This is a genomic window from Roseateles terrae, assembly GCF_014192155.1.
Lineage (GTDB): Bacteria > Pseudomonadota > Gammaproteobacteria > Burkholderiales > Burkholderiaceae_C > Roseateles > Roseateles terrae.
Genome location: NZ_JACHXO010000010.1, coordinates 158489 through 178829, shown reverse-complemented (window position 1 = coordinate 178829; position 20341 = coordinate 158489). Strand labels below are relative to the sequence as shown.

Annotated in this window: 18 protein-coding genes; 9 read left to right on the top strand and 9 right to left on the bottom strand. The window is 66.0% G+C overall.

The window, feature by feature from the left end; genetic code table 11:
* Position 1: 1 nt before the first annotated feature.
* The 6 genes from ftsA to FHS28_RS22580 all read left to right on the top strand — a co-directional run bounded on the left by ftsA (position 2) and on the right by FHS28_RS22580 (position 7661).
* Positions 2 to 1231, top strand: a complete 1230-nt coding sequence (ftsA, locus tag FHS28_RS22605; protein ID WP_088454096.1) for a cell division protein FtsA — start codon at positions 2 to 4, stop codon at positions 1229 to 1231.
* Positions 1232 to 1352: 121 nt separating this feature from the next.
* On the top strand, positions 1353 to 2600 hold the full coding sequence (gene ftsZ, locus FHS28_RS22600) for a cell division protein FtsZ (RefSeq protein WP_088454095.1): 1248 nt from the start codon (positions 1353 to 1355) through the stop codon (positions 2598 to 2600).
* A 1124-nt stretch (positions 2601 to 3724) separates the two neighbouring features.
* Positions 3725 to 5971: a sensor histidine kinase gene (locus tag FHS28_RS22595; protein WP_088454094.1), complete on the top strand. Its 2247-nt coding sequence runs from the start codon at positions 3725 to 3727 to the stop codon at positions 5969 to 5971.
* Between the two features lie 23 nt (positions 5972 to 5994).
* Positions 5995 to 6930 (top strand): UDP-3-O-acyl-N-acetylglucosamine deacetylase, encoded by a 936-nt coding sequence (gene lpxC, locus FHS28_RS22590; RefSeq protein ID WP_088454164.1) that lies wholly within the window; start codon positions 5995 to 5997, stop codon positions 6928 to 6930.
* A gap of 46 nt (positions 6931 to 6976) precedes the next feature.
* Positions 6977 to 7162 (top strand): hypothetical protein, encoded by a 186-nt coding sequence (locus FHS28_RS22585; RefSeq protein WP_088454093.1) that lies wholly within the window; start codon positions 6977 to 6979, stop codon positions 7160 to 7162.
* Positions 7163 to 7370: 208 nt separating this feature from the next.
* Positions 7371 to 7661 (top strand): hypothetical protein, encoded by a 291-nt coding sequence (locus tag FHS28_RS22580; protein ID WP_088454092.1) that lies wholly within the window; start codon positions 7371 to 7373, stop codon positions 7659 to 7661.
* 129 nt (positions 7662 to 7790) lie between these two features.
* Here the strand turns inward: FHS28_RS22580 and FHS28_RS22575 are convergent, their stop codons facing one another.
* From FHS28_RS22575 to FHS28_RS22565, 3 genes are all read right to left on the bottom strand, one after another.
* Entirely contained in the window at positions 7791 to 9575 is a 1785-nt protein-coding gene (locus FHS28_RS22575) for an ABC transporter ATP-binding protein (RefSeq protein WP_246410476.1), read from the bottom strand.
* Complete coding sequence (locus tag FHS28_RS22570; protein WP_088454090.1) at positions 9562 to 11313, bottom strand: ABC transporter ATP-binding protein; 1752 nt, start codon at positions 11311 to 11313, stop codon at positions 9562 to 9564. The genes FHS28_RS22575 and FHS28_RS22570 overlap by 14 nt, the downstream gene beginning before the upstream one ends.
* Before the next feature lie 84 nt (positions 11314 to 11397).
* Positions 11398 to 11799: a COG4315 family predicted lipoprotein gene (locus tag FHS28_RS22565; RefSeq protein ID WP_088454089.1), complete on the bottom strand. Its 402-nt coding sequence runs from the start codon at positions 11797 to 11799 to the stop codon at positions 11398 to 11400.
* 138 nt (positions 11800 to 11937) lie between these two features.
* Between FHS28_RS22565 and FHS28_RS22560 the strand changes: the two genes are divergently transcribed.
* From FHS28_RS22560 to ruvC, 3 genes are read left to right on the top strand one after another with little or no spacing between them, the layout of a single operon-like run.
* Positions 11938 to 12567, top strand: a complete 630-nt coding sequence (locus tag FHS28_RS22560; protein WP_088454163.1) for a lysophospholipid acyltransferase family protein — start codon at positions 11938 to 11940, stop codon at positions 12565 to 12567.
* Positions 12564 to 13550, top strand: a complete 987-nt coding sequence (locus tag FHS28_RS22555; RefSeq protein WP_088454088.1) for a phosphatidate cytidylyltransferase — start codon at positions 12564 to 12566, stop codon at positions 13548 to 13550. Before FHS28_RS22560 ends, FHS28_RS22555 begins: the two co-directional genes overlap by 4 nt.
* A gap of 16 nt (positions 13551 to 13566) precedes the next feature.
* On the top strand, positions 13567 to 14115 hold the full coding sequence (gene ruvC, locus FHS28_RS22550; RefSeq protein WP_088454087.1) for a crossover junction endodeoxyribonuclease RuvC: 549 nt from the start codon (positions 13567 to 13569) through the stop codon (positions 14113 to 14115).
* Positions 14116 to 14125: 10 nt separating this feature from the next.
* Here the strand turns inward: ruvC and FHS28_RS22545 are convergent, their stop codons facing one another.
* From FHS28_RS22545 to dusB, 6 genes are all read right to left on the bottom strand, one after another.
* Complete coding sequence (locus tag FHS28_RS22545) at positions 14126 to 15601, bottom strand: coniferyl aldehyde dehydrogenase (RefSeq protein ID WP_259373090.1); 1476 nt, start codon at positions 15599 to 15601, stop codon at positions 14126 to 14128.
* A gap of 99 nt (positions 15602 to 15700) precedes the next feature.
* Positions 15701 to 16222 carry a porin family protein gene (locus FHS28_RS22540; RefSeq protein ID WP_088454085.1) on the bottom strand — a complete coding sequence of 174 codons (522 nt, stop codon included), beginning with the start codon at positions 16220 to 16222 and terminating at the stop codon, positions 15701 to 15703.
* 355 nt (positions 16223 to 16577) lie between these two features.
* Positions 16578 to 17099, bottom strand: coding sequence for a porin family protein (locus FHS28_RS22535; protein ID WP_088454084.1), 522 nt, complete (start codon positions 17097 to 17099; stop codon positions 16578 to 16580).
* Between the two features lie 182 nt (positions 17100 to 17281).
* Complete coding sequence (purH, locus tag FHS28_RS22530; RefSeq protein WP_088454083.1) at positions 17282 to 18862, bottom strand: bifunctional phosphoribosylaminoimidazolecarboxamide formyltransferase/IMP cyclohydrolase; 1581 nt, start codon at positions 18860 to 18862, stop codon at positions 17282 to 17284.
* Positions 18863 to 18897: 35 nt separating this feature from the next.
* On the bottom strand, positions 18898 to 19131 hold the full coding sequence (locus tag FHS28_RS22525) for a helix-turn-helix domain-containing protein (protein WP_088454082.1): 234 nt from the start codon (positions 19129 to 19131) through the stop codon (positions 18898 to 18900).
* On the bottom strand, positions 19128 to 20228 hold the full coding sequence (gene dusB / locus FHS28_RS22520; RefSeq protein ID WP_184295491.1) for a tRNA dihydrouridine synthase DusB: 1101 nt from the start codon (positions 20226 to 20228) through the stop codon (positions 19128 to 19130). Before dusB ends, FHS28_RS22525 begins: the two co-directional genes overlap by 4 nt.
* Positions 20229 to 20341 lie beyond the last annotated feature (113 nt).

The following is a 20341-nucleotide window of genomic DNA, read 5'->3' as shown; positions in this document are numbered from 1 at the left end:
CATGGCCAAGGAATACAAGGATTTGGTCGTTGGTTTGGACATCGGCACCGCCAAGATCATGGCGGTGGTGGCCGAGGTGATGGGCAATGGGGAATTGCGCATTGCCGGTCTGGGGGTTGCGCCGAGCCACGGACTCAAGCGTGGGGTGGTGGTCAATATTGATGCCACGGTGCAGTCGATTCAGCAGGCGCTGAAAGAAGCCGAAATGATGGCCGACTGCCGGATTTCGAGGGTTTTCACGGGGATTACCGGCAGCCATATTCGCGGCCAGAACTCGACCGGCATGGTGATCGTGCGGGACAAGGAAGTCACGCCGGTGGATGTGGCGAGGGTGGTGGAAACTGCCAAGGCCATCAATATCCCGAATGATCAGCGCCTGTTGTTGGTGGAGCCCCAGGAATTTGTCATTGACGGCCATGAGGTGAAAGAACCCATTGGCATGAGCGGCGGGCGTCTGGAGGTCAAGGTCCATATCGTGACCGGGGCCCAGAGCGCGGCTGAGAACATCGTCAAGTGTGTGCGCCGCTGTGGCCTGGAGGTGGAGCAGCTCGTGCTGAATCCGAGCGCTTCCAGTTTGGCAGCACTAACTTCAGACGAGCGCGACCTGGGTGTGGCGCTGGTGGACATCGGCGCCGGCACCACCGATGTGGCGATTTTCACGGGCGGATCCATCCGCCATACCGCGGTGATTCCGATTGCCGGTGACCTGATTACCAGCGATATCGCCATGGCGCTTCGCACGCCGACCAAGGATGCGGAGGAAATCAAGGTCGAGCACGGTGTGGCCAAGCAATTGCTGGCGGATCCGGCAGATCAGGTGGAAGTCCCTGGTTTGGGTGACCGGGCCCCCCGAATGCTCTCGAAGCAGGCTTTGGCCGGCGTGATTGAACCGCGGGTTGAGGAAATCTTCTCGCTGGTTCACCAGGTCATCCGGGAATCCGGCTATGAGGAACTGCTGTCGTCCGGCATTGTGCTGTCGGGTGGTTCGTCGGTGATGCCGGGAATGGTGGAACTGGCGGAAGACATTTTCCTGAAACCGGTGAGGCGGGGAAACCCCACCTATAGCGGCGCCTTGTTTGACATGGTGGCCAACCCGCGGTCGGCGACGGTCATGGGTTTGCTGGAAGAGGCCCGCCTGTCGCGGACGCGGGGTTTCAAGGCGGCGCAGCAGGCCGGCTCGGTCAAGACCTTGTTTGGACGCGCCAAGGACTGGTTCCTTGGGAATTTCTAGTTTTTCCTGACTTGTTCCGGATCAGTCGTCGGGATTTGGCCCCGGAACGAGTGTCAAAAATGTGGCCAAGCCACTTCATTTTCGCTGATGGTAGTTGCACAATATGGACAGGAGGTTTGATATGGCCATCGAGATGATCGAAGAGTTTGATCAAGGCACGCAGATCAAGGTGATCGGTGTCGGCGGCGGCGGCGGTAACGCGGTGGAACACATGATTGCGCAGGGTGTGCAAGGTGTGGAATTCGTCGTTGCGAACACGGACGCCCAGGCCCTGAACCGTTCCAAGGCAGATCAGCTCCTGCAACTGGGCCATACCGGTCTGGGTGCTGGTGCCAAGCCGGAAGTGGGCCGCAGCGCGGCTGAGGAAGCCGAAGCCCGCATCCGCGAATCGATCGCAGGCGCCCACATGCTGTTCATCACGGCTGGCATGGGTGGCGGCACTGGCACCGGTGCTGCACCGGTCATTGCCCGCGTTGCCCGTGACATGGGCATCTTGACGGTGGGCGTGGTCACCAAGCCTTTCGAATTTGAAGGTTCGCGCCGTTCGAAGGCGGCGGACCTGGGCCTGGCCGAACTTGAAGCGAATGTGGATTCGCTGATCGTGGTGCTGAACGACAAGCTGCTGGAGGTGCTGGGTGACGACGTCACGCAGGACCAGGCGTTTGCGCATGCCAACGATGTGCTGAAGAACGCGGTCGGCGGTATCTCCGACATCATTCACATGCCGGGTCTGGTGAACGTCGACTTTGAAGACGTCAAGACTGTCATGAGCGAGCCGGGCAAGGCGATGATGGGCACGGCAGTCGCTGCCGGCCCGGACCGCGCCACCAAGGCAGCGGAGCTGGCGGTGGCCTGCCCGCTGCTGGAAGGCATCGACCTCTCCGGCGCTCGTGGGGTGCTGGTGCTGATTGCTGCGAGCCGCGCCAACTTCAAGCTGGCCGAAAGCCGCAACGCGATGACGACCATCAAGCGTTACGCCGCCGAAGATGCACACATCATCTACGGCACGGCCTACGACGAAAGCCTGGGCGACCAGCTGCGCGTGACGGTCATCGCCACCGGCCTGTGCCAGCGCGGCCGTGCCCAGCAGCCGCTGCAAGTGGTCCAGCAGACCACGACGCTGCGCACGGGCACGGACAACATGCCGGTGCTGACGCAGCCGGTGGTCATGCCGGGTTCTGCATCGGCGAGCACGGGCACGGGCGCTTCCATGCCGGCAGCCACCATGACGGCGCAGGACTTCGGCAGCATGAACGTGCCGAGCGTCTGGCGTCATGGCCGCACTGCGGCTGCCAAGGTGGAAGCTCTCTCGTCCAACGGCATGGACGAAATCGAGATCCCGGCCTTCCTGCGCAAGCAGGCGGACTGATCCCGACCGGGCCCGGCCCGGGAGCGGCACGCCCCTCCCGACGCCTGGCCTCTGCCATCAGCGATTGAAGGCCTTGCCTGACCGGCAAGGCCTTTTTTCGTCTGCGCGCAGTTCCATTGATCCCCACGAGCCGACACGCCCCTGCCAAGCGCGCGCCTGCCTCTCCGCCAAGCAGCCCCAATCCCGCTTCTGCGACCCGGCAGTGCCGGCCCCCATCGACCCGGCGCTGTCATGTGCTTCAGCCGCAAGTCGGCAACTGGGCCGTATCGGGTGGTGGACGGTGATGCACCGTTCCTAAGCCTTGATCCCATCTGTACCCAGACTGTTCCTCTCTCGACCACCACGGCAGGCTGAGGTTAAAAGAGCCTTGAGGGGGGAATGTTGGCTTGCCTACTTCGTGTCGCTGGGCGGGTGTGAAGTCCTGTCCCCCGCGATTGGACGGTGTCCGGCGAGGACTTGTTGCAATTCCGGGCTCGTGTGACCCCCGGAAGTTGGGCATAGTTGCCGCGCCACGCCTTTGAAGCGCAAAGCGCCTCTCCGGCCGCCGCTCGTGCAAGCGGGCAGCGGTACGGCCCAATGAGGTGTGGGACCCGAGGCCGCGACGGGAGAGCGATGCAGTGCTTGATCGGATGGGGCGGAGACAGACCTGCGGATCGTCGAGGCGCAGGTGGATTCTGGAGCCGAAGATGGAAGGTTTGAGTGGTGCAGACCGTGGCGAGGCGTAGGTAGAAGACACGAGTGCCGCAGGGTTGAAGCGTCTGCGGCGGGGTGCAAGTGACGCGGCCTTGGTGAAACGCAGGCGGAAGGTTCGAGTACCACAGGGCCTGGCGTGGCGACGGTGGAAGATTCGAGTGACGCAGGGCCGATGGGGGGTATTTGCGGAAGTAAAGAAGGGAATGGCCGGCGAAGCCGGACAGGAATGACATGAAGCAAATGCCCCCCGGAGGCCTGGAGTGCGAGCGAAGTCAAAGAATGTCCCCCGCCGCACAAGCTGTTCTTTTCCCCGCCAGAGCAACGCCTGCCACAGCAACGATCACCCGATCAACGACCAGTCAAACCTTTAAACAGCAAATCAACAGCAGCCTCGAAAAGAATCCCATGACCACCCCAGTCCAATTGTCCCGATGAAGGTGATCCGCCTCACTGCTGGTGATTCTCCCGAGCGGACACACGCCGACGTCGACGGGCGTCGTGCCGCTGGCCTCGGCACCTTGCCGGCCCTGCGGCTGCATGGCGGATTGCTGCATGGCAGATTGCTGCTTGGCTTGTGGCTACCTGGCTGGCTGCTGCATGGCGTTTTGCTCCTGCTCTTCGCGCTGCTCGCAACATCCCTCGCCCATGCCGCCCCCGGCCTGGACGTCGGCGCCCGCACCCCACCTGGCATGCTGGGCGTGCTCGCCTCCGAGACCACCCCTGCTGCCAGCGCCGGCGCCCAGCCCGACCGCGCTGCCAGCGTCCCGGGCGTTGTCGACGGCCCTGGCGCCCAACGCGCCACCGAGGCGTTGGTGGCCACCAGCGACTGGTCCCTCGACCAACTGCAAGCCTGGCGAGGCGCCCTCCGCTCCATGGACGGCGGCAACGGCCAGCTCCCCGCATCGCTGCTCCCGCCTGACGCTGAAGCGTCCTGGACCCCCGTCACCCTCCCGGACGTCCGCCAACGCGAAGCCACCCAGGAGCTCCCCGGCAAGGCTCGCTACCAGATGCGCTGGTACCGCATTCGATACGCCCCCCCGCAGGGCCGCTGGCCCACGAGCGTGGCGCTCTACATGCCGCGCCTGGTGGCCCAGGCCGCCGCCGTCCTCGTCAAGACGGACAACGGCTGGCGCCCCGTGTTCGACAACCAGTCCGGCGCCCGCGAACAATGGGTCCGCCCCCTCTGGGTCGTCCTGCCCGCCGCGCTCACCGAACTCCGCGACGAACGCGAAATCGAAGTCGTCATTGCCGTCCCGGTGATGCAGGGCCTGTACTACGCTGTCTCCAGCGTCTGGCTCGGCGCCCGTGAAGACCTCGAACCCCGCCACGACCGCCGCTGGGTCCTGCAGATCGGCGTGCCCCAGGCCACCAGCCTGACCCTGGTCACCCTCGGCCTCTTCGCCCTGGTCCTCTGGATCAAGCGTCGCGAAGACCCGGCCTACCTGCTTTTCGCCCTGGCCAGCGTCGCCTGGCTGGTCCGCAATCTCCACTACCACCTCGACCTGCCCCGCACCCGCGACGCCCTCGAATGGTTCTGGTGGATCACCCACGCGTCGATGTCCTGGGTGATGCTGCTGACCTTCCTCTTTGCGCTGCGCTTTGCCCGCCGTCGCTTCGACCGCTTCGAGCGCACCATCACCGCCTTCGTGCTGGTGGCCAGCATCGTCTCCCTGCCGCTGTGGGGCCGCGGCCTGGACATGCTGGTGCTCATGCACATCTGCAATGCGGTGGTCGGTCTGGCAGGCACCGCCTTCGTCACCCACATCGCCTGGCGTCAGGGCAGCCGCGAACTCAAGCTCATCGCGGTCGCGCTGGTCATCGGCATCGGTCTGGCCATCCACGACCTCGGCCTGCTCGCCGGCTGGTGGTGGCCCGAGCACATCTACCTGATGCCGTTCGCCACCCTGGTGATTCTGGCCAGCTTCCTCTATGCGGTGCAGTACCGCTACATCCAGGCCTTGCGCGGCGTGGAAGAAGCCAATGAGGAACTGGAAAAACGTCTGCTCGAGCAAAGCCAGCAGCTCAAGGCTCAGCATGACAAGCTGCGGGAAGTCGAGCGCCAGCAGGCCCTGCTGCTCGAGCGCCAGCGCATCATGCAGGACATGCACGACGGCCTGGGCTCCTCGCTGCTCTCGGCCATGGTCGCCGTCGAGCAGGGCACCATGCCGCAGGACCAGGTGGTCACCGTGCTGCGCGAATGCGTGGATGACCTGCGCCTGGTCATCGATTCGCTGGAACCGGTCGGCCACGATCTGGTGTCGCTGCTCGCCACCATGCGTTACCGCCTGGGCAAACGCCTGCAGCTGGGCGGCCTGCGTCTGGAGTGGGACGTGCACGACCTGCCGGTGCTGGAATGGCTGGAGCCGCCCGATGCGCTGCATGTGCTGCGCCTGATGCAGGAAGCCCTGACCAACGCCCTCAAACATGCGCGCGCCACTCGCGTGCGGGTGGTCACCCGGGATCTGGGCCGCAAGGTGGAGATCCGGGTGGAGGATGACGGCGAAGGCTTTGACGTCAATCACATCGTCGCCGGACGCGGCCTGCGCGGCCTGCAGCGCCGGGCCCGCCAGCTCGGCGGCAGCCTGCGGGTGGACAGCAGTCCGGGCCACGGCACCGTTGTCACCCTGCGGCTTCCAGTAGAACGCACGGAACCCGAACCTTCGGTTCAGCAGGGTTGACGCGCTTTTGGGACAATGACGGCATGCTGAAGCAACGAACCCTCAAGTCGCTGACCCGAGCCGTCGGCGTGGGCATCCACAGTGGCCAGAAGGTGGAAATCACCCTGCGGCCAGCGGCCCCCGGCACCGGCATCGTTTTCCGCCGGGTGGACCTGGCCCAGCCGGTGGACATTCCGGTGCGCACGACCAACGTCTGCGACACGCGGATGGCCACCACCATCAGCCCGGAGGGCGATCCCGGCCAGCCCAAGGTGCAGACCATCGAGCATCTGCTCTCCGCCTGCGCGGGCCTGGGTCTGGACAACCTGATGATCGACATCAACGCCGATGAAGTCCCGGTGCTGGACGGCTCGGCGGCGAGTTATGTGTTCCTGCTGCAGTCGGCCGGCATCGAGCTGCAGGACGCGCCCAAGCAGTTCCTGCGGGTCAAGAAACCGGTGGAAGTGCGTCGCGGCGAAGGCAAGAACCTGATGTGGGCGCGGCTGGTGCCGCACCACGGCTACACGCTCAGCTTCGAGATCGAATTCGACAACCCCGCGGTGGCCGCGACCGGCCAGCAATATGTCTTCGACATGGGCAGCGGCGGCTACAAGCGCGAGATCGCCCGGGCGCGCACTTTCGGCATGACCAAGGACATCGAGCTGATGCGTTCGCGTGGCCTGACCCTGGGCGGCAGCATGGACAACGCGATCGTGGTGGACGACTACCGAGTGCTGAACTCGGAAGGCCTGCGCTACGACGACGAATTCGTGAAGCACAAGATCCTGGACGCGATTGGCGACATGCAGGTGGTGGGTCATCCGCTGCTGGCCGCCTACACCTCCTTCAAGGGCGGCCATGCCCTGAACAACCTGCTGCTGCGGGAGCTGCTGAAGGACTCCGAGGCTTACGACATCGTCACTTTTGAGGATGAGCGGGAAGCGCCGGTCGGCTTTGCGGAACTCGCCCCGGCATGGTGAGCAGACGGACCCTGGCCGTGATGGCCGCTGAACAGGCGGGTGTCCGATGACCATCATCCGTTTGGTGATCGGCCTGCTGCTGGCTGCCGGGCTGGTGTGCTTTGCGGTCTATGTCGGCACCCGTAATCCGGTGTGGCGCTGGCGCGGCATCGTGCTGGTCAAGTGGACCGTCATTGCCGGCATTGGCGCCTTCGCGGTGCTGGTGCTGGAGACGCTTGCGAAGCTGCTCTGACCGTTCCGGCTCCCCCCGATTGCGCGCTTTGTAGGCAATTGCTGCACAGCCAATTCAGGCTGACCCGGACTTTCCTCCCACCGCGCACCCGCCTACAGTGCTCGCATGGGCTGGCTGAACGCTGTGCCCGGTCATTCCGCGCCATGCAAGACCGGTGCGGCTTCGGGTCACCTCGGGAGACGCCGTTCCACGGCGGGGGGGATTTGACATGCGCTACGTGTCGAGTGAACGGCTTCTGGATGTGGTGGGCTTGGTGCTGGTCGGCGCTGCAGCCGCCTCGGCGCTGACGGCTGTTCTGAAACCCTCCGAGTTCCGGGCCAAAAGCGAGCGCATCGCGCGACTTCACCAACTCGAAGCCATGACCGCGCAGGCGCAGCCGCGAACGCTGACCATGGCGGCGGCCGGTGGGTTGGTCACTGTCTCCGTCACGCCGGTACTTCCCACCCACGCTGGCACTGCCGTCCACACCCGGAGCCCCTCACACCCGACGACGCCCTGACGGGCGCACGTCCCGAAGGTGGTTTCGTCGAGCATGCCGGCTACCAATCTCCCTCTGATGGGGTGCTGGCGAACGCCCGCTGATCGCCACGAGACTCGCCGGATTCAGGACCGGAAGCCCGGCGCCCGCTCAGTCCTCCAGCGCCTGCAACTGCACCAGCCGCTGATAGATCCCGCCGTCGATGCCCATCAGCGCGTCATGGGTGCCGCGCTCGGCCAGACGGCCGTGGTTCAGCACAACAATCTGATCGGCATCGCGGATGGTGGACAGCCGGTGCGCAATCGCCACCACCGTCACCTGTCCACGCAGCGCGCGAAGCGCCTCGCTGACCTGCGCCTCGGTGGCGCTGTCGATGTTGGCGGTCGCCTCGTCCAGCAGCAGGATCCGCGGATCACCGGCCAATGCACGTGCCAGGGCGATCAGCTGCTTCTGGCCGGTCGACACCGCCAGTCCGCCATCCCCGAGGCGGCTGTCCCAGCCCTGCGGCAGCGCGGCCAGGAACTCATGCGCCCGTGCGGCCTTGGCGGCTGCTTCCAGCCGCTCATCGCTGATGGCCCGGCCCATGCGGATGTTGTCCCGCACCGTGCCCGCCACCAGATACGGCTCCTGGGGCACCAGTCCCACCGCCTGATGGAAGGCCTCGTCCGGCAACTGATCCAGCGGCTGTCCGTCCACCAGAATGCGTCCGGTGCGCGGGGTGTAGAAGCGCAGCAGCAGCGCCAGCAGGGTGGACTTGCCCGAGCCGGTATGACCGGCAATGCCGACGAAACTGCCGGCCTCGATCTTCAGATCCAGATCCTGCAGCACCAGATGGTCGGTCTTGTAGCCAAAGCTCAGGTGGTCAAAATGAATGGCCCCGTGCGGCACCGTCAGCTCGGCCCGCTGGTCCTGCATCGGCACCGGTTCCCGCAGCAGCGCCCGCACTCGTGAAGCCGCGACCAGCGCCTGCTGCAACTGGCTGAACTGCATGGTGATCTGGATCAGCGGTTCCACCACCCGCGCGATGTAGGCCAGGAACGCATACAGCAGCCCCACCTCCACGCCGGACAGTTCCCGCTGACCAAAACCGAAGATCACGGTGACGATCAGCAGCACATTCAGCAGGTCCAGCGCCGGCCGCAGCAGCCAGGCGTTGGCCCGCAGCTCCTGCACTCGCGCCCGCAGCTGCGCCTGGTTCACCGCTTCATAGCGCTGCGCAAAGCGGGCCGTCGCGCCGGCGGACTGCAGCATCGCCATGCCGGCCATGCTCTCGGCCATCTGCGCATTGAGGTCGGCCCGCAGCGCACGGGCCCGTTGCACCGGCCCGCTGCTGGCGCGCTGATACAGCCAGATGATGCCGGAGCTGGCCGGCACCAGCGCCAGCACGATCAGCATCAGCCGCCAGTCCAGCCAGGCCATGGCCACCAGGGCGCCCAGCACAACGATGCTGGAATCCAGCATCACGAACAGCACCTGACGGTAGAGGTTGTTCACCGCATCGGTGTCGTTGGTGATGCGGCTGAGCAGTTGCCCGGTGATGCTGCGGTCGAAGAAGGCCATCGGCTGCGCCATCACATGCGCATAGACCTGCTCGCGCAGCCGCAGCACCGAGCGTCGCGCCACCGCCGCCATGCGGCGCAACTGCGCATAACGCGTCAGGCTCGCCACCCAGCCGGCCAGCAGCATCGCGGCCAGCAGGCCGGCCATGGCGCCGAGGTCGAACTGCCGCGGCAGCACATGGTTGTCGATGAAGTGCTTGCCCAGGATAGGTCCGATGGCCTCCAGCGCCGCGGCCACCGTCAGCCAGCCCAGACCCTTGATCAGGCCCCGGCGTTCGGGCGCGGCGGCCTGCGCCAGCAGGGCCAGCGCCTCGCGGGGGGAATGTTCTTGCGTCTGCCCGTCGGACGCGCCGTCCCGGGCCTCAGGCTGCGTCAAGGCTGGCCTCCAGTTGTTGATAGCGCCATTGGCTGGCGTACCAGCCGTCCAGGGCGAGCAGCGAGGCATGGGTGCCGCGCTCGATGATGCGGCCCTGCTTGAGTACCACGATCTCGTCGGCATCCATCACCGCCGAGAGCCGGTGGCTCACCACCGCCAGGCTCCGCTCCGGATGCTGCTGGCGCAGCTCGCGCCAGTGGGCGAGGATCTCGGTTTCGGTGCCGCTGTCCACGGCGGACAGGGCGTCGTCCAGCAGCAGCAGCGGAGCGCCGGCCAGCAGGGCGCGCGCAATCGCCACCCGCTGCCGCTGGCCGCCGGACAAGGTCACGCCGCGCTCGCCCACCAGCGTGTCGTAGCCCTGCGGCAGCGCGGCCACGTCGTCATGCACGGCGGCCAGCTCGGCTACGGCCATGATCTCTTCACGGCTGGCCTCCGGGCGGGCCAGGGCGATGTTGTCGGCGATCGACGCGGAAAACAGGAAGGGCTCCTGCGGCACCCAGGCGATGGCGGCACGCAAGGCGGCGAGGCGCACCTGCGGCGCCTCCAGGGCGCCCACCCGCAGATGGCCGGACGTCGGTTCGTATTGCCGCAGCAGCAGCCTGAGCAGCGTCGACTTGCCCGAACCGGTCGGCCCGACGATGCCCAGCGTCTGTCCGGGCAACCAGCGCAGGTCGATGTCGCTGAGCGCCGGCTGCGTCATGCCGGGATAGTGAAAGCCGATCCGGTCCCAGGTCACCGGCGCGGGCGAGGGCATGTCCTCCCGGCCCAGATCCTGCAGGCCGTCCGGCGCGTTGAGGACGGGTTCCAGCCGACGCCAGCCGGCCCGGCCCCGTTCCAGCAGGGACAGCACCCAGCCCGCGGCAAACATCGGCCAGATCAGCTGCGCCAGATACATGGTGAAAGCGGTCAACTGGCCGATGGTGATGTCGTTGCGTGCCACCAGCCAGGCGCCGGTCCCGAGGGCGATCACGGTGGCGGCCGACAGTGACAGCCCCACCGCCGGCTCGAACATCGCTTCCCATCGCTGCGCCTGATAGGACGCTTCCCCCGCATCCCGCGCCAGTTCGGCAAACTGGCTGCGACTGCGGTTCACCAGGCCCAGCGCCCGCACGGTGCGCACGCCGGCGAGGCTGTCCTGCACCTGCTGGTTCAGCGACGAGAAACGGGTCAGCGAATCCGACCAGGCCTTGTGCACCCGCTCGGAGATGCGCCAGAAGGCATACGCCATGAACGGGAAGGGCGCCAGCGCCGCCAGGCCCAGGCGTGCATCCACGCTCAGGGTCATCATGCTGACGACCAGGATGAACGTCAGGCTGCCGTCAAAGGCGGCCAGCAGCGCTTCCCCGGCGGCCATCTCGATCGCGTCGATGTCGTTCGTGGCCAGCGCCATCAGGTCGCCGGTGCGCTGCGCATGGAAGAAGGCCGGCCCCTGCCGGGTCATCTGGTCGTACAGCCGCTGTCGGAGTCCGCGGCCCAGTTCGTACGCCGTCGCGTACAGCGCCAGCCGCCAGCCCACCCGCAGCAGATAAATGCTGAGCCCCGCCAGCAGCAGCAGCCCCAGCTGGGTGGCCAGATTCCAGCCGGTCAGGCGCTGGGCGATCAGGTCGTCCACTACATGGCCCACCTGGCGGGGAATCCAGACCGTCAGCACGGCAATGGTGCTGAGCATCAGGGCGCTGGCGGCGTAGGGCCGCCAGTGGCGGCGCATGTGGCCGCCGATCAACTGTTGAAGGGTCATGCGAAATGCGAAGCGGGAAAAAAACGCCGGCCCGCACGCCATCGTGCGGGCCGGCGGGTCAGGTCATGCGGTCAGGCCATGCGTTCAAGGCTTGGCGGTATGCCACACATTGTTCACGCCATCGCCGGTGCGCTCGCCGGGTTTGGTGTCCTTCACCCAGAAGTACACCGGCTTGCCCTTGTAGGCCCACTGCCGGCTGCCGTCGTCGCGAGTGATGATGGACCAGTCACCGGAGGTGATGTCGTCCGCCTTGGCCATCAACGGCGGCCAGTTCTTGGCACAGGGGCCGTTGCAGGCGCTCTTGCCGTCGGCGTCCTTGTCGAAGGTGTAGAGCGTCATCCCGTTGTGGCCCACCAGGGCGCCGTCCTTGACCATGGCGGGGGCCTGCTGGGCCGAGGCCGCACCGGCCGATGCGGCCAGAACAACCGCCAGCGCCAGGCTGCGGACGGTGACACGGCCGGCGCGGCCTGTGGTCGAGGTCAACATGGATCGCGAAATGTTCATGCTGTCTGTCTCCTGTTTGGAATGGGCTGCAGAGGGACTCTCTCCAGGCGGCCGATCATCGCGCCGGGGCGCGGCGGCCGCAAGCCTCGGATGCACCGCCGTCCGGAGATAATGCGGTCCATGTTCTTAGCCGACACCACCGGCCTCTTCCTGGCCTGGCTGGCGCGCCTCATCACGGGTGCGCAGGGTCATTGGAAGGGTTGCCCGCCGACTGCGGACCAGCGGATCTACTTTGCCAACCATCAGAGCCATTTCGACTGGGTACTGATCTGGGCATCGCTTCCATCCGAATTGCGTGCCCGTACCCGCCCCATCGCCGCCCGTGACTACTGGACCGGCAGCAAGCTGCGGACCTGGCTGACCACGGCCGTGTTCAATGCCGTCTATGTGAGCCGCACCCGCGCCACGCCGGATGAAGATCCGCTGGAGCCGCTGGTGGAGGCGCTGCAGTCCGGCGACTCGCTGGTGATCTTTCCGGAAGGCACCCGCTCCAACAAGGGTGCGCCGCAGCCGTTCAAGGCGGGTCTCTATCACCTCGCGGAGCAGTTCCGGGATGTGGAGCTGATCCCCACCTGGATCGACAACGTGCAGCGCGTCATGCCCAAGGGCGAGGTCGTGCCGGTGCCCATCCTGTGCACCGTCACCTTCGGCGCGCCGCTGCGGCTGGAACCGGGCGAGGACAAGCGCGCCTTCCTGGAACGGGCCCGGGCGGCCGTCATGGCCCAGCGGCCGGGAGGGTGGAAGGAATGAGGTGGCTCAAGACCCTCACCACCAGCGAGCAGGTGGCGGCGCTGTTTGTGGTGCTGTTTGGCATGCTGATCCTGGTGAGCATCGGCTCGCTGCTGTGGTCCCTGCGCGAACGCTCCGAGCAGGAACAGGACGACTGGCAGCAACGCCGCGCCCGGTTCCGGCATGAACTCAACATGGTCTGGGTGGGCGCCTGCCTGTTCTGGGCCGCCTGGGTGTCCGGACCGGTGGGCGCGACGCTGCTGTTCGGCGTGTTCTCCTTCCTGGCCTTCCGCGAATTCATCACCCTGCTTCACACGCGCCGGGCGGACCATCGCGGCCTGATCCTGGCGTTCTTCGTGATCCTGCCGCTGCAATATGTGCTGGTGGGCACCCGCCACTTTGACCTGTTCTCGGTGCTGATCCCCGTGTATGGCTTCCTGGCCATCCCGGTGGCGAGCGCCCTGGCGGACGATCCGGCGCGTTTCCTGGAGCGCAATGCCAAGATCCAGTGGGGCATCATGGTGTGCGTGTACGGGCTCTCGCATGCGCCGGCGCTGCTGCTGCTGGACATTCCGCGCTATGAGGGCCGGGGCGCCTTCCTGCTGTTCTTCCTGGTGGCCGTCGTGGCCTGCGGGCAGATCGCCCAGCAGGTGGCCACCGGCAAGATGCGGGCGCGTCCGGTGGCGCGGCACATCAGCCGGTCGTTCTCGATGCGGGCCTGGTGGATTGGCGTGTTCACCGCCGCGCTGGTGGGCGCGCTGCTGTACTGGATCACGCCGTTCAAGGCCGGTCAGGCCGCGATTGCCGCCTTGGTGGCAGCCGGTTGCGGCAGCTTTGGCGCCTTCGTGATGCAGGCCCTCAAACGGGATGCCGGCATCAACGCCTGGGGCAACCGCAGCGCCATCACCGGTGCGGTGGGCCTGCTGGACCGCATCGCCGTCATGTGTTTTGCAGCGCCGGTGTTCTTCCATGCCGTGCGCTGGTACTTCAGCAAGCAGCCCTGATCCCGGACTCACCGCCATGCGCATTCTCGGCATCGACCCTGGTCTGCAGACCACCGGCTTTGGCGTCATCGACGCGGAGGGGTCACGGCTGTCGTATGTGGCCAGCGGCACCATCAAGACCAGCAGCGTTGCGACCGGCGATCTGCCTGGCCGGATCAAAATCCTGTATGAGGGCGTGCGGGAAGTCGTGTCCCGGTATCAGCCGCAATGCGCCGCGGTGGAAATCGTCTTCGTCAACGTCAACCCGCAATCGACGCTGCTGCTGGGTCAGGCGCGCGGGGCGGCGCTGACGGCGCTGGTCTCCTGCGATCTGCATGTGTCCGAATACACCGCGCTGCAGATGAAGAAGGCGGTGGTCGGCCACGGCCACGCCAAGAAGGAACAGATCCAGATGATGGTGCAGCGGCTGCTGTCCCTGCCGGGGGAACCCGGCAAGGATGCGGCCGATGCGCTGGGGCTGGCCATCATGCATGCGCATGCGCGGGTGAGCTTCGAGGCGATGAGCCGCAGCACGACGCTGGAGCGTCGTCAGCATGCGCAGTTCCGCAAGGGACGCGCCTACTGAGTCTGGTGGCTCAGGCGATCTTGCGCATCAGCGCCATCAGCCGGTCAAAGCGCGGCCCGTACGGCGGATAGAACAGCCGCGTGCCCGCCAGGGCGGACTGATAGAACACCGGCTTGAGCTTGCTGAAGGTATTGAAGCCCCACACGCCGTGATAGGCCCCCATGCCGGAGGCGCCCACGCCGCCGAAGGGCTGCTCTTCCTGACCCAGATGCCACAGGCAGTCGTTGATGGTCACGCCGCCGGCGTGGGTCTGCGCGAGCACCTGATCGCGGGCCGCATCGTCGCGGCCGAACCAGTACAGCGCCAGCGGACGGTCGCCAGCATTGATGTGGCGCACCGCATCCGCCGGCTGGTCGTAGGGCACGATGGGCAGCAAAGGCCCGAAGATCTCTTCCCGCATCACCGTCATGGTGGCGCGGGTGTCCAGCAGCACGGTGGGCACCAGGCGGCGGTCCTGCGGGGACTCGTCATGGCTGCGCCGCACGGTGGCGCCCTGTTCCCGCGCTTCTTCCACCAGGGCCAGCAGGCGGGCATGGTGGCGCGGGCTGACGATGGCGGTGTAGTCGGGGTTGCCGTCGATCTGCGGATAGAGGCGCCGGATGGCGGCCAGCACCGCCTCGGTGAAGGCGGCCACCGACTCGCGGGGCACCAGTGCATAGTCCGGCGCCACACAGGTCTGCCCTGCATTGAGCAGCTTGCCGAAGGCAATGCGTTCGGCAGCCTGCGCCAGATCGGCGCTGCGGTCGATCACCACCGGGGACTTGCCGCCCAGCTCCAGCGTGACCGGCGTGAGGTTGCGCGCTGCCGCCTGCGCCACCACCCGGCCCACCGGCGTGGAGCCGGTGAAGAACAGATGGTCGAAGGGCAGTTCGGTGAAGGCGCGGCCGACGTCGGCGTCGCCGGTGAGCACCGTCATCTCTTCCGGTGCAAAGTGCTCGGCCACCAGACGAGCCATCAGCGCCGAGGTGGCGGGCGTCAGTTCGGACGGTTTGATCATCACGCGGTTGCCTGCCGCCAGTGCGGCGAGGGCCGGCGCCATCGCCAGGTAATACGGATAGTTCCAGGGTGAGACTATGCCCACCACACCCAGCGGCTGCGGCATGAGCCGGTTGCGGCCGGGCAGGAAGTGCAGCGCCGTGGGCGCGCGTTTGGTCGCCATCCAGGACTTCAGATGCTTGAGCGCGTGGCGTACGCCGGACTCCACCGTGAAGATGTCGGCCAGCAGGCTTTCCTGGTGCGCGCGATGGCCGAAGTCCTGCGCCATGGCGGCCTGCAGTTCGGCGCGATGGGTGGTGGTCAGACGGCCCAGGCGCTCCAGCCGGTCGCGCCGCTCGGCGAGTCTGGGCATGCGGTTCGCGTCGAAGGCGGCGCGCTGCTGCTCCAGCACGAGGCGCAGGCGCTCCTGCAGGCTCTGGTCCATGGTGTCCCTCTGACGTCTTGATGTGGGTGAGGACGCAAGGGTAAGGCCGGGTGCTGTTGCCGCCAAGCGGGGCAACCTGTGGCCGCCCCAAAGAAAAAGCCCGCCGAGAGGCGGGCTTTCAGGCGTCGAGGGACCGGCATCAGGCCGGTCGCTCGAATCGCTCGATCAGAAGCGGTAGCCGACGCTCAGGGCCACGCCGTCCACCTTGCCGCCGTCCTTGTCGTAGAAGTTGGTGTAGTCCACCGAACCGTACCACTGCTTGCTGAACTTGTAGCTGGCGCCCAGGCCCCAGGCGAAGTCGTTGCCCTTGTCTTCAGCGCTGGCGTTGGCGTTGCTGAACTTCAGCTTCGTGCTGGCCCAGCCCAGACGGCCGAACACTTCGAATTGGCTGTTCAGCGCGTACTTGGGCTTGATGAACACGCCGGTGGCGCTCTTCAGCTTGACCTTGGCGCCCAGGTTGCCGATGGAGTCGTCGCCAGCACCGAGGTTCACCATCAGTTCAGCAGCCACGTTCGGGTGCAGGTCCCAGCCCAGCACGCCACGAATGGCGCCGACGTCGGCGGTGGGGCCGAAGTAGTCGATCTTGGTGAACTGGTAGCCACCTTCGGCGTAGAAAGCGGAGTTGCCGGTTTGGGCTTGAGCCACACCAGCAGCCAGCAGAGCGGCGGCGAGAACAATCTTCTTCATGTTGATTTACTTCCTAAGCAGCACCCGTGTGGTGCGGATGCGAACGGTATCAACCCTGACATGAATGGGTCAACGCAACTTGATGGTGCAACGCCAATTTGTTCACATGCAGTTGTGAGCCCGACACGATGTGTGCGAGGAGGTGACAGATGTATCCCCCTTCAGTAGGCCTTGAGGCGCTGCAGGACGACAGACAGCGGCCTGCGCGCAGCGGAGGGCTGGACATGAAAAAGCCCGCCGGAGGGCGGGCTGCTGTGCAATCAGCCAGTGAGCCAGTGAGCCAGTGAGCCAGTGAGCCGGGGCCAGGTGGGGCCGTCACCCGGGCGGACCGGGCCGACTCACCCGCCTTCCGGCGTCAGAAGCGATAACCGACGTTCACGCCGATGCCGCTGATGTTGCCGCCGTTCTTGTCGTAGTAGCGGGTGTAGTCCAGCGAGGCGGACCAGCCCGGCATGATCTTGTAGCTGGCGCCCAGGCCCCAGGCGAGGTCCTGGCCGTGATCGGTCACGCTGTTGCTGCCGTCGCTGACCTTGAGCCTGGTGCGGGTCCAGCCGGCGCGGCCGAAGACTTCGATCTGATCGGTGACGGCGAACTTGGGCTTGGCGAAGACACCCAGCGAATGGCTCAGCTTGATCTTGCTGCCGTCGCTGTACTTCGCATCGCTCACGCCGGCGGCCAGCATCAGCTCCAGCGCGAGGTTGGGATGCACCTCCCAACCAGCCATGCCGCGCAGCGCGCCCAGGCCCTTTTTGGTGTCGGGGTCGCTGGTGTGCAGCTGCATGAAGGAATAACCGGCGTCGACATAGAACGGGCTGTTCTGCGCCTGCGCCAGACCGGTGGACAGCAGGGCTGCAGCGATGAATGCAATCTTTTTCATGGATTCAATGCGGGTAGAAAGCACCCCAGTGGTGCGGGCCCAAAAGTTATCAATCCGGTCCTGGAGCGGCAATGACAAGGGCTGACGTATGAATGGTCCGCGCCAACATGAAAAAGGCCCGCTCGCGGCGGGCCTGAGGATCAGAGCAGGGTCACGTCATGACGTGATCAAGCGGGTGCTGCTCAATGGCGGAAGTGACGCACGCCGGTGAACACCATCGCAATGCCACGCTCATTGGCGGCGGCGATCACTTCGTCGTCGCGCATCGAGCCGCCCGGTTGAATGACACAGCTCGCCCCTGCATCAGCCAGCACATCCAGGCCATCGCGGAACGGGAAGAAGGCATCGCTGGCGACGGCCGCGCCCTTGAGCGTCAGGCCGGCGTTCTCCGCCTTGATCGAGGCGATGCGGGCCGAGTCGATGCGGCTCATCTGGCCGGCGCCGACGCCCAGGGTCATGCCGTCGCCGCAGAAGACGATGGCATTGCTCTTGACGTACTGGGCCACGGTCCAGGCGAACATCAGGTCCTCCAGCTGCTGGGCGCTCGGCTGCAGCGTGGTGACGACCTTCAGGTCGGCCTTGGAGAGGAAGTGGTTGTCGGCCGTCTGCACCAGCAGGCCCGAGCCGACGCGCTTGACGTCCTGCGCATTGCGGCCCTGGTCCCACGGACGTGCACCGCCCGGCGGCAGCGCGATCTCCAGCAGGCGCACATTGGCCTTGCTGGCGAAGATCTGGCGCGCTTCCTCGCTGAAGGACGGCGCCATCAGCACTTCCACAAACTGCTTGGCCACCAGCTGCGCAGCTGCGCCATCCACTTCGCGGTTGAAGGCGATGATGCCGCCGAAGGCGCTGGTCGGGTCAGTCTTGAAGGCCTTGCTGTAGGCCTCGACCGCGGTGGCTGCCACCGCCACGCCGCAGGGATTCGCATGCTTGATGATGACGCAGGCCGGCGTGTCGAAGCTCTTCACGCATTCCCAGGCCGCATCGGCATCGGCGATGTTGTTGTAGCTCAGTTCCTTGCCCTGCAGCTGCTTGCCGGTGACCAGCGAGCCCGGCGCGGGGAACAGGTCGCGGTAGAGGGCCGCGGTCTGGTGCGAGTTCTCACCGTAGCGCAGGTCCTGCACCTTGATGAAGCTGCTGTTGAGCTGCGCCGGGTACTCGGACAGCGCGCCGTCGTCCTGGCGGGCGCTCAGGTAGTTGCTGATGGCCGCGTCGTATTGGGCGATGCGGTTGAACGCCGCCACCGAGCAGGCAAAGCGGGTGCGGTCGCTGGTCTTGCCGTGGGCCTTGAGTTCTTCCAGCACCTGCGCATATTGCTGCGCATCGGTGAGCACCGTCACGTCCTTCCAGTTCTTGGCGGCGCTGCGCACCATCGCCGGACCGCCGATGTCGATGTTCTCGATCGCGTCTTCCAGCGTGCAGCCGGGCTTGGCCACGGTGGCTTCAAACGGATAGAGGTTGACCGCGAGGATGTCGATGGTGGCGATGCCGTGGTCCTGCAGCGCCTTCACATGCTCGGGCACCTCACGACGGGCCAGCAGGCCGCCATGGATCTTCGGATGCAGCGTCTTGACGCGGCCGTCCAGCATTTCCGGGAAGCCGGTGTGGTCCGCCACTTCGGTGACCGGCAGGCCGGCATCGGCCAGCAGTTTGGCGGTGCCGCCGGTGGAGAGCAGCTTCACGTCCAGCGCATGCAGCGCCTTGGCGAAGTCGACGATGCCGGTCTTGTCGGACACCGAGATCAGTGCGGTGAGTTGTGCCATGGAAGTCCTTGAGAGAAATCGGTCAGATCAATCGGTCAGATCAGCTTGTGTTCCACCAGCTTGCGTCGCAGCGTGTTGCGATTGATGCCCAGCCATTCGGCGGCCTTGCTCTGGTTGCCTTCGCTGTGTTGCATCACCACTTCCAGCAGCGGCTTCTCCACCAGGCGGATCAGCATTTCGTGCATGGAATGGGGCGCCTCGCCGCCGAGGTCCCGGAAGTAGGCTTCCAGGTTCTCGCGGACGCAGGCGTCGATCGGTTTGGGCGTCATGCGGTGAGCCTTCTTTCTTCGTGTGCGCTGTTGTCGTTGTTGTGGGGAGAGACGCCGCTGCTGAGTTCTTCGTCCGGGTCGTCATTGGCCGCCGGCGCCAGATAGGGCAGGCGGTCATGGTCCTGGGCCAGTGCGTCGAGCCAGTCGCTGAGGGTGCGGACCTGGTCGTCGCAACTGTCCAGGGTGTTCATGTGGCGGCGGAAATCTTCGCCACCGGGCAGGGCGCGCACGGCCCAGCCGATGTGCTTGCGAGCGCTGCGCATGCCGGTCAGCTCGCCATAAAGGGTGTAGTGGTCGTGCAGGTGCTCGATCAGCCAGCGCTTGGCATCCGCGATGCGCGGAGCCGGAAGCAGCTCACCCGTTTCCAGGAAGTGCGCGATCTCGGCAAAGATCCAGGGGCGGCCCTGGGCGGCGCGGCCGATCATCAGCGCGTCCGCGCCGGTGGCGGCGAGCACTTCGAGGGCCTTTTGCGGGGTGCTGATGTCGCCGTTGGCCACGACCGGAATGTTCAGCGCAGCCTTGACCGCGGCGATGGTGTCGTATTCAGCCTGACCGCTGTAGCCTTGCTCACGGGTGCGGCCATGCACCGTCACCATCGACACACCGGCCTCCTGCGCCGCACGGGCCAGCCGCACCGCATTCTTCTCGGCCTGGCACCAGCCGGTGCGCATCTTCAGCGTGACCGGCACGCCGCGTGGCGCGCAGGCCGCCACCACCGCTTCGATGATCTCCAGCGCCAGCGGCTCATCCTGCATCAACGCGGAACCGGCCCACTTGTTGCAGACCTTCTTGGCGGGGCAGCCCATGTTGATGTCGATGATCTGTGCGCCGCGGTCGATGTTGTAGGCGGCCGCCTCCGCCATCATCTGCGCATCGGTGCCGGCGATCTGCACCGAGATCGGTGCGGACTCGCCTTCATGATTGGCCCGGCGCGAGGTCTTGAGGCTGTTCCACAGGTCCTTGCGGGAAGTGACCATCTCGCTCACCGCATACCCCGCGCCAAGCTTCTTGCACAGCACACGGAACGGCCGGTCCGTCACGCCCGCCATGGGAGCAACGAACAGCCGGTTGGGCAGGCGATAGGGGCCCAGTGTCATGGGACCGGGCAGCGGCGTGGGCATGGGGGAACTGCACAAAAAAGAGGCAGAAGTATAGCGCTGTCAGGCGACCCACCCGGCCGGATGGGGGACGACTTTTCTGGGATGTCAGT

Coding starts and splice junctions, on each gene's coding strand:
- FHS28_RS22555 (WP_088454088.1), top strand. CDS start 12,564: ATGAGGTGGCTCAAGACCCTCACCACCAGCGAGCAGGTGGCGGCGCTG.
- FHS28_RS22565 (WP_088454089.1), bottom strand. CDS start 11,799: ATGTTGACCTCGACCACAGGCCGCGCCGGCCGTGTCACCGTCCGCAGC.
- ruvC (WP_088454087.1), top strand. CDS start 13,567: ATGCGCATTCTCGGCATCGACCCTGGTCTGCAGACCACCGGCTTTGGC.
- FHS28_RS22595 (WP_088454094.1), top strand. CDS start 3,725: ATGAAGGTGATCCGCCTCACTGCTGGTGATTCTCCCGAGCGGACACAC.
- FHS28_RS22535 (WP_088454084.1), bottom strand. CDS start 17,099: ATGAAAAAGATTGCATTCATCGCTGCAGCCCTGCTGTCCACCGGTCTG.
- ftsZ (WP_088454095.1), top strand. CDS start 1,353: ATGGCCATCGAGATGATCGAAGAGTTTGATCAAGGCACGCAGATCAAG.
- FHS28_RS22570 (WP_088454090.1), bottom strand. CDS start 11,313: ATGACCCTTCAACAGTTGATCGGCGGCCACATGCGCCGCCACTGGCGG.
- ftsA (WP_088454096.1), top strand. CDS start 2: ATGGCCAAGGAATACAAGGATTTGGTCGTTGGTTTGGACATCGGCACC.
- dusB (WP_184295491.1), bottom strand. CDS start 20,228: ATGACACTGGGCCCCTATCGCCTGCCCAACCGGCTGTTCGTTGCTCCC.
- FHS28_RS22585 (WP_088454093.1), top strand. CDS start 6,977: ATGACCATCATCCGTTTGGTGATCGGCCTGCTGCTGGCTGCCGGGCTG.
- lpxC (WP_088454164.1), top strand. CDS start 5,995: ATGCTGAAGCAACGAACCCTCAAGTCGCTGACCCGAGCCGTCGGCGTG.
- FHS28_RS22525 (WP_088454082.1), bottom strand. CDS start 19,131: ATGACGCCCAAACCGATCGACGCCTGCGTCCGCGAGAACCTGGAAGCC.
- purH (WP_088454083.1), bottom strand. CDS start 18,862: ATGGCACAACTCACCGCACTGATCTCGGTGTCCGACAAGACCGGCATC.
- FHS28_RS22560 (WP_088454163.1), top strand. CDS start 11,938: ATGTTCTTAGCCGACACCACCGGCCTCTTCCTGGCCTGGCTGGCGCGC.
- FHS28_RS22580 (WP_088454092.1), top strand. CDS start 7,371: ATGCGCTACGTGTCGAGTGAACGGCTTCTGGATGTGGTGGGCTTGGTG.
- FHS28_RS22540 (WP_088454085.1), bottom strand. CDS start 16,222: ATGAAGAAGATTGTTCTCGCCGCCGCTCTGCTGGCTGCTGGTGTGGCT.